The organism is Bacillus tequilensis (genome assembly GCF_012225885.1).
Classification (GTDB): Bacteria; Bacillota; Bacilli; order Bacillales; family Bacillaceae; genus Bacillus; species Bacillus tequilensis.
Window position 1 is genome coordinate 2140521 of record NZ_CP048852.1, and the last position, 13179, is coordinate 2153699.

General features: G+C 42.9%; 19 protein-coding genes. 7 read left to right on the top strand and 12 right to left on the bottom strand.

Features of this window, described 5'->3' with window-relative positions; all coding sequences use genetic code 11:
• The first annotated feature begins 96 nt into the window (after positions 1 to 96).
• Positions 97 to 705 carry a nitroreductase family protein gene (locus G4P54_RS11255; RefSeq protein WP_024715361.1) on the top strand — a complete coding sequence of 203 codons (609 nt, stop codon included), beginning with the start codon at positions 97 to 99 and terminating at the stop codon, positions 703 to 705.
• Between the two features lie 45 nt (positions 706 to 750).
• On the opposite strand, the gene G4P54_RS11260 is transcribed toward G4P54_RS11255, so the two are convergent.
• Together G4P54_RS11260 and G4P54_RS11265 are read right to left on the bottom strand one after the other, a co-directional pair.
• Positions 751 to 1353 (bottom strand): alpha/beta hydrolase, encoded by a 603-nt coding sequence (locus G4P54_RS11260; RefSeq protein WP_167872703.1) that lies wholly within the window; start codon positions 1351 to 1353, stop codon positions 751 to 753.
• 15 nt (positions 1354 to 1368) lie between these two features.
• The gene (locus G4P54_RS11265) at positions 1369 to 2280 is read right to left on the bottom strand and encodes a ring-cleaving dioxygenase (protein ID WP_167872704.1); all 912 of its coding nucleotides are present in this window, start codon (positions 2278 to 2280) and stop codon (positions 1369 to 1371) included.
• 183 nt (positions 2281 to 2463) lie between these two features.
• On the opposite strand from G4P54_RS11265, the gene G4P54_RS11270 reads away from it, so the two are divergent.
• Positions 2464 to 2664, top strand: coding sequence for a DUF3311 domain-containing protein (locus G4P54_RS11270; RefSeq protein WP_167872705.1), 201 nt, complete (start codon positions 2464 to 2466; stop codon positions 2662 to 2664).
• Positions 2664 to 4154, top strand: a complete 1491-nt coding sequence (locus tag G4P54_RS11275; RefSeq protein ID WP_024715357.1) for a sodium:solute symporter family protein — start codon at positions 2664 to 2666, stop codon at positions 4152 to 4154. The genes G4P54_RS11270 and G4P54_RS11275 overlap by 1 nt, the downstream gene beginning before the upstream one ends.
• Positions 4155 to 4188: 34 nt before the next feature.
• Here the strand turns inward: G4P54_RS11275 and ctpA are convergent, their stop codons facing one another.
• On the bottom strand, positions 4189 to 5589 hold the full coding sequence (ctpA, locus tag G4P54_RS11280; RefSeq protein WP_167872706.1) for a carboxy-terminal processing protease CtpA: 1401 nt from the start codon (positions 5587 to 5589) through the stop codon (positions 4189 to 4191).
• A gap of 152 nt (positions 5590 to 5741) precedes the next feature.
• On the opposite strand from ctpA, the gene G4P54_RS11285 reads away from it, so the two are divergent.
• Positions 5742 to 6443, top strand: coding sequence for a class I SAM-dependent methyltransferase (locus G4P54_RS11285; protein WP_024715355.1), 702 nt, complete (start codon positions 5742 to 5744; stop codon positions 6441 to 6443).
• Between the two features lie 87 nt (positions 6444 to 6530).
• Positions 6531 to 6782, top strand: a complete 252-nt coding sequence (locus tag G4P54_RS11290) for a hypothetical protein (protein ID WP_024715354.1) — start codon at positions 6531 to 6533, stop codon at positions 6780 to 6782.
• A 65-nt stretch (positions 6783 to 6847) separates the two neighbouring features.
• Here the strand turns inward: G4P54_RS11290 and ldcB are convergent, their stop codons facing one another.
• Positions 6848 to 7669, bottom strand: coding sequence for an LD-carboxypeptidase LdcB (gene ldcB, locus G4P54_RS11295; protein WP_024715353.1), 822 nt, complete (start codon positions 7667 to 7669; stop codon positions 6848 to 6850).
• An 86-nt stretch (positions 7670 to 7755) separates the two neighbouring features.
• Positions 7756 to 8457 carry a purine-nucleoside phosphorylase gene (deoD, locus tag G4P54_RS11300; protein WP_024715352.1) on the bottom strand — a complete coding sequence of 234 codons (702 nt, stop codon included), beginning with the start codon at positions 8455 to 8457 and terminating at the stop codon, positions 7756 to 7758.
• A 203-nt stretch (positions 8458 to 8660) separates the two neighbouring features.
• On the opposite strand from deoD, the gene G4P54_RS11305 reads away from it, so the two are divergent.
• Entirely contained in the window at positions 8661 to 8786 is a 126-nt protein-coding gene (locus tag G4P54_RS11305; RefSeq protein ID WP_003218142.1) for a hypothetical protein, read from the top strand.
• A gap of 38 nt (positions 8787 to 8824) precedes the next feature.
• Here G4P54_RS11305 and yodL read toward each other — a convergent pair whose 3' ends face one another.
• The 3 genes from yodL to G4P54_RS11320 all read right to left on the bottom strand — a co-directional run bounded on the left by yodL (position 8825) and on the right by G4P54_RS11320 (position 10063).
• Positions 8825 to 9139, bottom strand: coding sequence for a shape determination protein YodL (gene yodL / locus G4P54_RS11310; RefSeq protein ID WP_167872707.1), 315 nt, complete (start codon positions 9137 to 9139; stop codon positions 8825 to 8827).
• 60 nt (positions 9140 to 9199) lie between these two features.
• On the bottom strand, positions 9200 to 9811 hold the full coding sequence (locus G4P54_RS11315) for a phosphatase PAP2 family protein (protein ID WP_167872708.1): 612 nt from the start codon (positions 9809 to 9811) through the stop codon (positions 9200 to 9202).
• Positions 9812 to 9886: 75 nt separating this feature from the next.
• The gene (locus tag G4P54_RS11320) at positions 9887 to 10063 is read right to left on the bottom strand and encodes a YozD family protein (RefSeq protein ID WP_167872709.1); all 177 of its coding nucleotides are present in this window, start codon (positions 10061 to 10063) and stop codon (positions 9887 to 9889) included.
• Positions 10064 to 10184: 121 nt separating this feature from the next.
• Between G4P54_RS11320 and G4P54_RS11325 the strand changes: the two genes are divergently transcribed.
• Positions 10185 to 10328: a hypothetical protein gene (locus tag G4P54_RS11325; protein ID WP_024715349.1), complete on the top strand. Its 144-nt coding sequence runs from the start codon at positions 10185 to 10187 to the stop codon at positions 10326 to 10328.
• Here G4P54_RS11325 and G4P54_RS11330 read toward each other — a convergent pair.
• The 4 genes from G4P54_RS11330 to kamA all read right to left on the bottom strand — a co-directional run bounded on the left by G4P54_RS11330 (position 10325) and on the right by kamA (position 13156).
• On the bottom strand, positions 10325 to 11005 hold the full coding sequence (locus G4P54_RS11330; protein ID WP_024715348.1) for a germination protein YodN: 681 nt from the start codon (positions 11003 to 11005) through the stop codon (positions 10325 to 10327). The genes G4P54_RS11325 and G4P54_RS11330 overlap by 4 nt on opposite strands.
• A 149-nt stretch (positions 11006 to 11154) precedes the next feature.
• A complete protein-coding gene (locus G4P54_RS11335; RefSeq protein ID WP_010331315.1) occupies positions 11155 to 11379 on the bottom strand; it encodes a YozE family protein in 225 nt (74 codons plus the stop codon).
• Positions 11380 to 11465: 86 nt separating this feature from the next.
• Positions 11466 to 11744 (bottom strand): YokU family protein, encoded by a 279-nt coding sequence (locus G4P54_RS11340; RefSeq protein ID WP_167872710.1) that lies wholly within the window; start codon positions 11742 to 11744, stop codon positions 11466 to 11468.
• The gene (gene kamA / locus G4P54_RS11345) at positions 11741 to 13156 is read right to left on the bottom strand and encodes a lysine 2,3-aminomutase (RefSeq protein WP_167872711.1); all 1416 of its coding nucleotides are present in this window, start codon (positions 13154 to 13156) and stop codon (positions 11741 to 11743) included. The genes G4P54_RS11340 and kamA overlap by 4 nt, the downstream gene beginning before the upstream one ends.
• Positions 13157 to 13179: the final 23 nt, after the last annotated feature.

Below are 13179 nucleotides of genomic sequence, written 5' to 3' on the forward strand. Positions count from 1 at the left end.
TATTCAATGATCCATTACAATAATCTTTCAAGTTACATTTAGTAAGTTTCTAACTTTTCTATTATCATACCACGTTTATCCGAAGGAGGAAACACTATGACGAATACTCTGGATGTTTTAAAAGCACGTGCATCTGTAAAGGAATATGACACAAATGCCCCCATCTCTAAGGAGGAACTGACTGAGTTATTGGACCTGGCCGCTAAAGCGCCTTCAGCTTGGAACCTTCAGCATTGGCATTTCACAGTATTCCACAGCGATGAGTCAAAAGCGTCGCTTCTCCCTGTAGCGTATAATCAAAAACAAATCGTTGAGTCTTCTGCTGTTGTTGCCATTTTAGGCGATTTAAAAGCAAATGAAAACGGTGAAGAAGTTTACGCTGAATTAGTAAGCCAAGGCTATGTTACAGATGAAATCAAACAAACATTGCTCGGCCAAATCAACGGTGCTTACCAAAGCGAACAATTCGCGCGTGATTCCGCTTTCTTAAATGCTTCATTAGCCGCTATGCAGCTTATGATTGCCGCAAAAGCAAAAGGTTATGACACTTGCGCAATCGGCGGATTTAACAAAGAGCAGTTCCAAAAACAATTTGATATCAGTGAGCGCTACGTTCCTGTTATGCTTATTTCAATCGGAAAAGCCGTAAAACCAGCCCACCAAAGCAACCGTTTGCCGCTTTCAAAAATGTCAACTTGGCTGTAAGGATATGAAAAACCTTAGTCCGTATGTCGGACTAAGGTTTTTTTATTATACAATCGCAGTTTTGTACCAATCGCGAGCCTGTTCAGCTTCATGCTGTGTCAGCTGATGGCCTCCATCCTGCCAGAATACGGAGGCTGCTGCCCCGCTGTCACGCAAATAGCCGTAAAGCTCTTCTGATTCTTCCTTCGTACAGAGAGGATCGTATTTCCCGGCACCGATAAAAACGGGAAGTCCCGACATATCAGGCAGCTTAAGACCGCGAAGCGGAACCATTGGATGATGCAGGATAGCCCCTTTTAAGATATCTTTATAGTGAAAAAGCAAGCTTGCCGCAATATTTGCTCCGTTTGAATAACCGACCGCAATGACTCTGTCGCGATCAAATTGATGTGTTTCTGCAGCCTCGTCGATAAAATCTTTCAATTCCCTTGTCCGTTCCACGAGGTCCTTTTCATCAAAGACACCTTCACTCAGACGTTTGAAAAAACGCGGCATTCCATTTTCAAGCACCGAGCCTCTGACTCCAAGCAGATGGGCATGAGGGTCTATAAACCGCCCCAACGAAAGCAGGTCGTGTTCATTTCCGCCAGTGCCATGTAACAGCAAAAGTACGTTGTCTGATGTTCCTTTTTCATAAATATGCTTCATTATAAATTCCCCTTTCTAAAGTTCAGGCAAAACGTCTGTAATTTGTCGTCTATGTTTCTCCAGCCATTCAGGCAGTTTTAATGAAGTCCCAAGCTCATCAAACATTTCATCTGTCATAAAGCCCGGTTCATCTGTGGCGATTTCAAATAAGATACCGCCTTTCTCTCTAAAATAAACGGATGTAAAGTATTCTCTATCAAGGATTTCTGACGAAGGAAGATGGTTTTCCGCAATAACCGGCAGCCATTTCGCCTGTTCCTCTTTTGTTGTCCGAAATGCTACGTGGTGTACAGTTCCATAACCTCCCACACCTCTTTTTTCAGTGTGTAAATGTACGTCAATGACATTGCCGATTGCAGCTGAGGATGTCAGTCTGACAATCTGGTCTTCTTCCCCCGCTTTGACGTATCCAAAGCTTTCGGTTAAAAATTGTATGGTCGCCTGCGGGTCATAGGAATACAGCAGCACGCCTTTCATTCCAATAATTGCTTCATGTTCGGAAATGCCCTCAGGCGTCCACTCGCTTTTGCCGCTTTTTGCATCCTCCATGATCGCTAGCGGAAGGTCTTCCGTATCATCAAACATAAGAGCCTTTTCACCGAATAACGTTATCTCCTCAAGATTTAGTCCGTTTGTCTCAAGACGTTCCTTCCAAAAAGACAGGGAGCCCTTAGGAACTGAAAAGTACACCCGGCCCGCTTGGCCTTTTCCTACCGTTCCCTGTCCGCTTCCTTGAAACGGAAAAAAGGTTATAATTGTACCGGGATCTCCATTTTGATTCCCGAAGTAAAAATGATACGTTCCGGGATCATCAAAGTTTACTGTTTTTTTGACAAGTCTGAGCCCAAGCACTTCTGTATAAAACCGCAAGTTTTCCTGCGGATTTTTGGCGAATGCTGTGACATGGTGCAATCCTTCTGTTTTCATTTTCCCACTCCTATTTATCTCGATTTCAAGATGTTTATTATTTTAAACCTTTATTGAGAAGGATGCAAACCATGTGTTTGCATTAAATAATTGAAAAAATCATTTTTTTCTAATAATTATCTTGTGATCTTTTCTAACAACTGCTATTATAGTGAGCATTATCATGTTTCAGGAGGAAAGTAAATGGTTAAAAAAGCACTTATTGTTATTCTCATTCTTTTGCCATTCGCTCAGCTTGCGCTATTGCCGCTTGTGAATCGAATCGATCCGATTATGTTCGGTCTTCCGTTTTTCCACTTTTGGCTGCTGTTGTGGGTTATCATTACGCCATTTTGCTCGTTTGGGATTTATCAGATGCAAAAAAAAGATGGAGGATTTGAATAATGCAAGGGAATCTCACTGCACTTCTTATTACAGCTATTATCGTTTTAACCGTTGTCTGTATCGGATTTCTCGCCGGAAGGGACAAATCTTCACGAACCTCAGTAGAAGAATGGTCAGTGGGCGGCAGACGCTTCGGCGGTCTTCTCGTCTGGTTTTTAGTAGGCGCTGACCTCTATACTGCTTATACTTTCTTAGGGTTAACCAGTACCGCATATACGGGCGGAAGTGTTGCATTTTTCGCCATTCCTTATTCTGTGCTGGCTTACTTTATCGCCTACTTCTTCTTGCCGAAACTTTGGAAAGTTGCGAAAATTCACAAATTAACAACACTTGCGGATTATGCCCGGGAACGTTTTGACAGTAAACTTTTAGCCAGCCTCGTCGCCATCATCGGTGTGCTGATGCTGATTCCGTACATATGCCTTCAGCTGAGCGGCATTCAAGATACGCTTCAGGTTGCCGGCACCGGCTATATTAATGTAAAATTCGTTGTCATCATCTCATTTTTTCTAGTTGCTCTTTACACATTCTTCAGCGGGATTAAAGGTCCTACATTTACAGCGATCATTAAAGACATTTTAGTCTGGGTGATTATGCTATTTATGGTGGTGTCCCTCCCTCTCATTCATTTTAACGGCTGGACACCGATGATTGACACGTTAGTGAAGGAAGCGCCGCAAATGCTGACAATACCAACAGAAGGGCCAAAAGGCATTCCTTGGTTTATTACAGCATCTATCGTTTCCGCTCTCGCACTTTTTATGTGGGCACATGCCGCCACAGGTGTTTTCACGGCGAAAAGCGCGGATGCAATAAGAAAAAACAGCATGTTTTTGCCGCTTTATAATATTGTATTAATTTTGGTCATTTTTCTTGGCTTTATCGCCTTTCTTGTCCTGCCGGAAGATACAAATCCAAGATTGGCGCTGCTGCATTTGATTCAAACATCTTACGGCGGCGTGGCACAAGGTTTTGCATATGCCACGATCGCTCTTGCTTCATTAATACCATGTTCCATTATGGCAATTGGGGCATCGAATTTATTCGCTAACAACCTATATCGGGATTTGATTCATCCAAATGTGTCTCAAAGCAAGCTGACCCTTATCACACGCTCAATGGTGTTTGTTGTGATCGGTCTCGCGCTTCTGTTTGGAATGCTGTTCCCGACTGCCTTAGTGACACTCCAGCTATTAGGTGTATCCGGCATGGTGCAAATCTTCCCGGCGATTGCTGTCAGTCTATTCTGGAAGCGCCAAACGAAAGAAGCGACAGTTATCGGATTATTAGCCGGCCTTGCGGTTACGTTTATTGTGTATACCACTCAATCCGCACATGGCATTTATGAAGGATTCTGGGGATTGGCCGCAAACATCATTGCTGTGGTTATTCTGAATCCGCTGTTCGTCAAAAAGGCAGGATCCAATCCTGTCATTGAAGGATTATTTGGTAAAAAACAAGACGCTAACCCGAATCAAAAGGGTGCATAAAAAAACCATACGCGGCTGCCGCGTATGGTTTTTTTCACATTTGTTTTTTCAGCGTTTCAATAGCCTTTTTCATCTGTGTATCATTATGAGACAGCTTCTTTTGAAGTTCTGTCATTAATTTCGTTGTTGTATCGCCAGTCAGTACGCCTGTTTCTTTCAGCTTCTCTTTTTTCTGGAATTGTTTGACGGCAGATACGAAATTTTGGTCATATGTACTGTTGACCTTTACCTTGTAGCCAAGTGCTCTGAGCATTTGTTGAGCTACTTTGACGTTTGTGCCTGAATCACCTGATTTGTACGTTTTATCCGCGTCCAAATAAGGCAGCTTTGCGTAATTAGGCAGCTCTGCTTTCACTTGAGGCTTGATGCCTTTTTTGTGAATCCACTCACCATCGGCAGTCAGCCATTTGGCAACTGTCAGTTTGACGTTGGAACCATCATCATATTCTTTTGCTGTCTGCACTGTGCCTTTGCCAAATGTCGTTTCGCCGATTAACGGTATGCCTGACGATTCATGAAGGGCAGCAGACATAATTTCCGCGGCGCTGGCTGTTCCGTCATTGACTAAAACGACGGTCGGCTTCGTGACTTTTCGTTCTTTTTCAGCTTTCATAACTTCTTTAGTACCATTTTTGTATTCAACCTGCATGATGTTTTTACCCTTGTCAATGAACAGGTTACTCATTGTAATCGCCTGCTCCATTAAGCCCCCCGGGTTGCCTCTTAAGTCTAAAATATAGCCTTTGGCGCCTTTTTTCTCTAAACTGTCAATCGCATCTTTCAGCTCTTTACCAGTGGTTTCAGAGAAAGAAGTGATTTGAATTTCACCGATGTTATTGGCTTTCATCTCTGAATAGACGGTTTCTACAGGGATGGTATCGCGCTTAATGGAAAGATCAATATTTCCGACTCCCGCTCTGTTCAGCTCAAGCTTCACTTTTGTGCCCTTTTTACCTCGGATTAAAGCGACGGCCTCATTTACATTCATGCCCTTGACGCTTTTTCCGTCCACTTTAAGGATTTGGTCCCTCGGTTTGATTCCGGCTTTTTCAGCAGGTGAACCTTTAATCGGCGACACAATAAGGATTTCACCGTCTTTCTCCTCTACTTGGGCTCCGATCCCTTCAAAGGAAGCAGAGATCGTTTGGTCGAATGATTTTGCTTCCTCTTGATCCATATATGTGGAATACGGATCACCCAGAGATTGAATCATTCCTTTAATTGCTCCGTCTACTAATTTGTCATCATCTGTTTTTTGGTAATAATCACTTTTGATTTGCTCATACGCTTTATTTAATTTGTCGAACTTGCTGTCTCCCGCGCCTGCTGATTTTTGGCCCAGGATGCTGGAATTGCCCGTAATAAATAAAGTAAGCGCTGAAGCGACAACTGCAGTGATCAGCACAATAAAAAACAGTTTTAATTGCCGTTTCAATTAAACACCACCTTTTTCTTCTTACATTATTATCATGGACGAATTCTTATTCGTCAACTCGGAGCAGAAATGAAAGAGAAACGCCCTTCTTTCGCTTTTCATAAACCTATGTCTTTATACGACATATGATAAAGAAAAAGGAGGATTTGATATTGAGCCGATATTTAGAAATGCTGTCCTTATTCGGTGTCGCAGGAGCGCATCCTGGCGGTTTGGCTTTTTCAAAAGCGGTCCTGCAAAAGGCTGCGCCCTCCCCGAATCAGCCGATTCTTGATGCCGGATGCGGAACGGGGCAAACAGCGGCTTATTTAGGACATTTGCTGTATCCTGTAACAGTCGTTGATAAAGATCCTATCATGCTTGAGAAAGCGAAAAGAAGATTTGCAAATGAAGGGCTTGCCATCCCTGCATATCAGGCGGAACTAGAACACCTCCCGTTTTCTTCTGAGTCCTTTTCCTGCGTCTTGTCAGAATCCGTCCTCAGTTTTTCCCATCTGACATCCTCTCTTCAAGAAATTGCAAGAGTATTGAAGCCCGGCGGGATGCTGATTGGTATCGAAGCGGCTTTAAAAAAACCGATGCCGCCTGCAGAAAAGAAGCAAATGCTGGATTTTTACGGTTTTACTTGTTTACATGAAGAATCCGAGTGGCATAAGCTCCTGAAATCATACGGGTTCCATAAAACGGAAGCGATGTCACTTCTCCCTGATGACATGGAATTTGAGCCAACCACAGAGATGGATTTATCGCAAACGATTGACCCTATGTATTACGATACGCTTCAAACACATTATGAACTCATGCAGATGTATAGAGAGTACATGGGTCATTGTATCTTTATTGCTTATAAGTAAAACGGCGTTTTGCCCCCTGTTTTCGTCCAACCTTTTTCTCCCATCTATCATATGCTGATAGAAAGTCAGTATAGGAGGGAAACAATATTGGAAAGATATTACCACCTTTGCAGAAACCATCAAGGTAAAGTCGTCAGAATTACAGAAAGAGGCGGGAGAGTTCACGTCGGCAGAATTACCCATGTAACCAGAAACAGAGTTTTTATAGCTCCGACCGGCGGAGGGCCAAGAGGTTTCGGTTACGGATATTGGGGCGGTTCTTGGGGATTTGGAGCAGCTTACGGTATTTCCCTCGGTTTAATTACAGGGGTCGCTCTTGCTGGTTTATTCTTCTGGTAAGAACCAGCACTAGATTCACCAGACACAATGAAGCCCGCTTATCTAGAGTAAGCGGGCTTTTCCTTTTAAATTTTCTTCACTTTTTCAAAATACTCTTCCAGCGTTAAATCATTATCGTGGATAACTTTTGCAGCCTTTTTGCCGACATAGCGCAGATGCCATGGCTCATATTCATATTTCGTGATATCCTCTTTATTTTTCGGATAGCGAATAATAAAGCCATATTGATAAGCATTGTCCTGCACCCATTTTCCGTCTGCCGTGCTTCCGAACGCTTCATTTAGCTCAAAGCCGTTGCTTCGGCTGGAAATGTCCATCGCAAGGCCTGTTTGGTGCTCGCTTTCACCCGGATAAGCGACCGCTTCTTTTGCCTTCTTTTCCCCTTTAAGGCTTACTTCATTGTCAAAAATGACTTTCTGTCTGTCATACGCACGGTAGCCTGAGACAGCTGCCAGTTCATAGCCTTCCTTTTTCGCAGCATCGAACATCGTTTTTAATGCGTCGGCCGCTTCCTTTCTGATGTAACGTTTTTGAATCTTTTCTTCAAAAGAAAACTCTACATCAGGTATGACAAGATCGCTAGGTTCATAGTTTCCGGGCAGCGCGTATTGTTTATTGACAAGCGCCAGTATATTTTCTGGATTTTGAATGGTTTCCAGACCATCCACTTTTTTAATATCATTGAAATACTTGCTTTCCAATGAAAACTCACTGTTCTGGGTGTTTGTGTTTTTCGCATCAGTTGTTTTTTGTTCTGATTGCTTAGTTTCTGCTGTGGTTTTCGTATCTTTTTGAGCATCTCCATTTGACATGCTGCAGCCGGCTCCGACTATTGCCGTTACACTCAGAGCGGCAGCCAGTGAGAACCATTTACCAGACTTTTTCATCATACATACATTACCTTCCTTTTATCAATCGTTTCCGCATCCATAAAGAAGAGGCTGCCGGCACCCAGCACGCCTCTTGATTTATTTTATTGTGACACAGAATGCAAAGCCACTTCTATCATATCATGAAATGTGGTTTGACGCTCTTCCGCTGTCGTTTCTTCTCCTGTTAATACATGATCGCTCACGGTGAGAATTGACAGCGCTTTTCTTCCGTGCTTCGCTGCTAATGTATACAATGCAGTTGTTTCCATCTCAACGCCAAGCACTCCGTAATTTGCAAGCTTTTCAATTTGCGAATCGTCGTTGTAAAACTGATCAGCTGTAAATACGCTTCCTACCGTTACCGGCACACCTTTATCTTTTGCGGCATCATAAGCATTTTTCAAAAGCTCGAAATCGGCGCATGGCGCAAAATCAATGCTTCCGAAAGCGACTCTGTTCATTTGTGAATCAGTTGAGGAAGTCATCGCCAAAATGACGTCTCTCACTTTAACATCTTTACGGATAGCCCCGCAAGAACCTACTCTTATTAGATTTTGCACGCCGTAGCTTTGTATTAATTCATTTACATAAATCGAAATAGACGGAACGCCCATTCCCGTGCCTTGCACGGAGATTTTTTTGCCTTTATATGTACCCGTAAATCCATACATACCTCTGACTTCATTGTAGCATTCTACATTTTCAAGATACGTTTCAGCAATAAATTTTGCTCTGAGAGGATCTCCCGGCAAAAGCACTGTATCTGCAATTTGTCCTTTTTCAGCACCTATATGTACACTCATCTCATATCCTCCTGTAAATCTAAATTATCATTCAGTCCGTTCATTTTACAACGAAAGTCATAATGAGACAAACTTCAGTCATTGATTATAAAGGAATATCGCCAAAAAAGAAATGTTCCGGAGCCGTTTGGGCACTTCCTGAGAAAAACGGGATAATCGAGGTGTTTATTTGAAAACCTAACCGCAGGAAGGAGGGATGAGACATGGGTAAAAAACAGCGCAACAGGATCACCGGCCAAAAAAAGAACAATCATATACCCGCAAAAGATGTCATTGCAGCTGAAGAGGCGCACGGGAAAGAGTATTCTGCTGCCAAGCGCAAGCCTTAAACTGCAGAAAACTGCGGAAATCCGCAGTTTTCTTTTCGTTATGTCGTTTGTACAATCAGACGATTGATTTTTCTCCATCCGGCGGGGAGCAGTTTGTAGTATGTTTTCCCTTTTCTGCCTTCATCAATCAGAATCACGTCCCCAGTGGCCATAAATCTCGCATCATAATCACTTGGAACGGTGTCAAATACATTAAACACAGAGAATGCTCTTTTCAGCACGTCTTGATGATCGCTCCCGTTCAGTTCAGTTCGATAGACGGCTCTGTAGCCTTTTTTTTCGCCAAACCGGGGTGTTTGGAATATTGTCACGTCATAGGAACAAGACTTCTTTTTAAACACGGATAACATCATCAAGATCCCCTCCCTTTTATTTCTTTTACATATTGGCGTTTTTGCCACGTTTTCCTCTCTCTATTTTTGTCGAAACCGCTTTATCTTTTCGTCAAAACCTTTTACCAGGAAAAACAGAAGCAAGCCGAGACTAAAGCCTCCCAGCACGTCGGTCACAAAATGAACGCCCAGATAGACTCTGCTTATGCCGACCAAAACTGTGATGACTCCAGCTATGGTGTATACCGTTTTTTTATATTTAGAGAAAAACGGGAGGTGTTTCACTAAAAAGTAGGCAATGACAGGATAGACACAGGCAGTGTTCATGGAGTGGCCGCTCGGAAAGCTGAAGGATGATTCATGAACCAGCGGAGCAAAATCAGGCCTCACTCGTTCGATCCATTCTTTTAAGACTTTGTTTAACAGCCGATCGGCGCCGAATACGAAGAGCATCAAAAGCCCGTCCCATGTTTTTCTGTAAAAAAACAGCACAGCCCCAATCATTACGATAAGAGGAAGCAAAAAAGAAGAAGTACCAAGATACGTGATCCCTGTCATGACATCATTCAGCCATGGCTGACGGATTAAAATAGCTGCCTTGCTTATCGTTTCATCTGCTGATTGAACAGCATTTGCATGAATGGCTGCAGCGAGAAAAAGAAAGAAAAGAAACAGACTAAAGGGCTTGTACATGTAACCACCTCGATTTTCACATAAGTCATAGAACACGAATAATAAAACCGGAGCTGACCGCTCCGGTTTTAAGCCTCAATCCTCTTCATCCAGCTCTTCATCTATCATACATTTTTCTATCAAATAATCAAAGGTAATATCAGCGATTTCAAACAGTTCATCCTCACTCGGTATGTAGCCCCGTCTTGCAAGCTCTCTGTAAAAAAATTCAGCGATTTCTTCCGTATCAATTACAAGATCTATTTCTTTCATCTCCGTACCGCCTCCTTTTTTATGTTTTATGAAAAAACAGGCTGAATTATACCCTGTGTTCTAAACAATTCTTTCAATCATATACATTGAATAAAAAACAAGCCATAGGAGGCTGACGCCAATGATTGCTAAAATGATGGAAGCACTGGACGGAGAACGATTTGATATCATAATGGAAAAAACGCTCAAAGGAATGACGCATGTCATGATATGGGGCTGTCTGCCTTATTTTTTATATATTTTAATCCGTTTGTTCACAAACTAACTGAAATGCTCTTTTAAACTTTCCAAAACAAACATCATCATATCTTTATACTCTTCATCTTGAAACATTTCGTACAAAATTTTGTAGTCATTATAAATATCCAGAAGCTCATCAACAATTGATACAGCAAGGATGTGAAGGGTATCTTGATCTTCATCATCGCCTTCAAACTGAAGAAGAGCAGACGATGCGATATCTTCGCCGATCTCATGGCCAGTTTCTCCGACATAGTGGACAAACAACAGCTGATGTACAAACTGGTCCATTTCATATTTTCTTAGAACCAGCGTGAGATCCTCTTCCTCCGTTTCAAGCCACTCTCCATCCTTTAAACGGGTCAGCTCATAAATAATATCTTCCCATCCGTCTTCTAAATATCTCCAAATTTCTGTTCTGTGGCCGATAATGCGAAAGAGTTCTTTTCCATAATCTTTTACATAAACAACGTCTCCAATAAGGAATTCATACTCAATATCAAGTTTTTCCATGTCGACAATGACACCCTCATAATCTTTATAAAGCTGAATGGACGATTCAAAGTATAGGACTTCATTATGATTCACTTCATAAAGATAGTGTTTATCAATTTGGTGTACTTTTGTAATGGTGCCGACTGTTCCATACATTATAACGACTACAACATCCCCTACTTGGAATTTCGGTTTATTTTGCTTCATGGTGTCTCCCCCTCGCCGCAACATTTCTCATACGCTATCGTATGCCGGGTGACTCCGATTCGCATGGGCATGAAAACCAAAGGAAATATCCAATTATATATGGGTGAGGGCATAAAAAAATCCGCAGTGATCTGCGGATGAACCAGCTACTATCTGCCGTGCACTTCAGCCTCGTATTGATCCCAAGCTTCATCAAACGTGGCCATCGTATGAAGATAATCTGCGTTCAGCTCTAAATATGAACTGATTTCATGATAATCAGTTGAGGTTTTTGGGAAGCTGTGATCCTCATAAGCTTGATTGGCAAATTCACTGATGCTGTCCTGCGGCTTCGGGTGTCTGTATTTCAATAAATAGTGATAAAAGGATTTCATGGGTTTCCCCTCCTGGTGTCTGTCTTTTGTTGTTCTATTATACAATTCAAGTGTAAAATTACAACAAAAGAATACCGAACAATCATTCAGGAGAAGTCAAAATAATTGCGTTTCAGAATCTTTTCTGTCTCCATGAGCTGCTGATACGTCAGGCTTTCGGGCAGTTTTTTTGTTTGAATCAAAAGCAGCTGATCCTCAACCTCCTTTATTGTGGCTTCCTCCTGATAGGTCATTCCGCAGGAAGCACACACCATGGCGGGGGTGTCTGTCAGTTCTATAGCTCTTGTTCCATCAGGGAGCTCCCAGTATACCGTGTTCCTGCCGGGTACCGCTTTAAGCTCGCCGCACCATTCGCATGTTCTCATGAAGAATCGCCTCCGTTTTCAGCGCCTTTCTGCTTTTTTTGCTGCGCCAAATATTTCTTTTCTTTTAGCTGGTCTCTTTTCTCACGCCGGTCTTTTAATGTTTCATGCTCCGGATTCGCTATATATGCCTCTCTTCTTTTGATTCGGGCTACATTTTCCGGTGTGAATGAGACATCTTTGTCAGCAAAAATAGCACTCAGCCCGATCGGCTCCTTTTTGTCAGCGATTTCAGGATAAACGGACTCAAAATAGGCGTCAGCCTGGTTAGGAATATAATTTTCCGGCTCCGGATATGACGTAATCACACCTTCAAAATTTCTCAAGATGACTTTGTCAGGGCTTTGCGACAGGACATAGTTTGGCTGCAGGGCGATTTTCCCTCCGCCGCCCGGTGCGTCAACAACAAAGGTAGGAACCGCATAGCCTGAGGTATGGCCTCTCAGCCCTTCAATGATCTCCAAACCTTTGGAAACAGGGGCTCTGAAATGCCCGATCCCTTCTGACAGATCACATTGATAAATATAATATGGGCGGACTCTGATTTTTACCAAGTCGTGCATGAGCTTTTTCATGATGGGGACCGAATCATTAATACCCGCTAACACGACGGCCTGATTTCCGACCGGCACTCCTGCGTTCACCAGCTTTTCACAGGCTTCAACGGATTCCTCTGTCATTTCGATGCTTGTGTTGAAATGGGTGTTCAGCCAGACCGGATGATATTTTTTCAGTATTTCGCACAGCTGATCGGTAATGCGCTGCGGAAAGACGACAGGCGCCCTTGTTCCGATTCTGATGACTTCCAGATGCGGAATGCTGCGGAGCTCTTTTAAAATGTATTCTAAAATTTGGTCATTGATTAGCAGCCCGTCACCGCCTGAAATCAAACAATCACGGATTTCGGGTGTTGCGCGGATATAAGCAATCGCAGCATCAAGCTGTTTTTTAGGGACACCCATTCCGATTTGTCCGGAAAAACGCCTTCTTGTGCAGTAGCGGCAGTACATGGAACATTGATTCGTGACAAGAAACAGCACACGGTCGGGATAGCGGTGCGTCAAACCTGGCACCGGTGAATCTTCATCCTCATGGAGCGGGTCTTCCAGATCGTATTTTGTTTTGTGCATTTCTTCAGAAAGCGGTACAGACTGCATGCGGATCGGGCATCTCGGATTGTCGGGGTCCATTAAGGAAGCATAGTAAGGTGTAATATTTAAGGGGATCGTTTTGGTTGAAATTCTGACGCCTTCCTCTTCATCTTCGGTCAAATTAATGACTTTTTTTAAATCATCTAACGTTCTTACCGTATGTGTCAGCTGCCAAAGCCAATCGTTCCATTTCTCTTCCGGAACGTCCTTCCATAACTCGATCTCCTTCCAATGCCGTTTCGGTTTATACCATTTGCTTTCCAAATGAATTCCTCCTCGCGCAACGT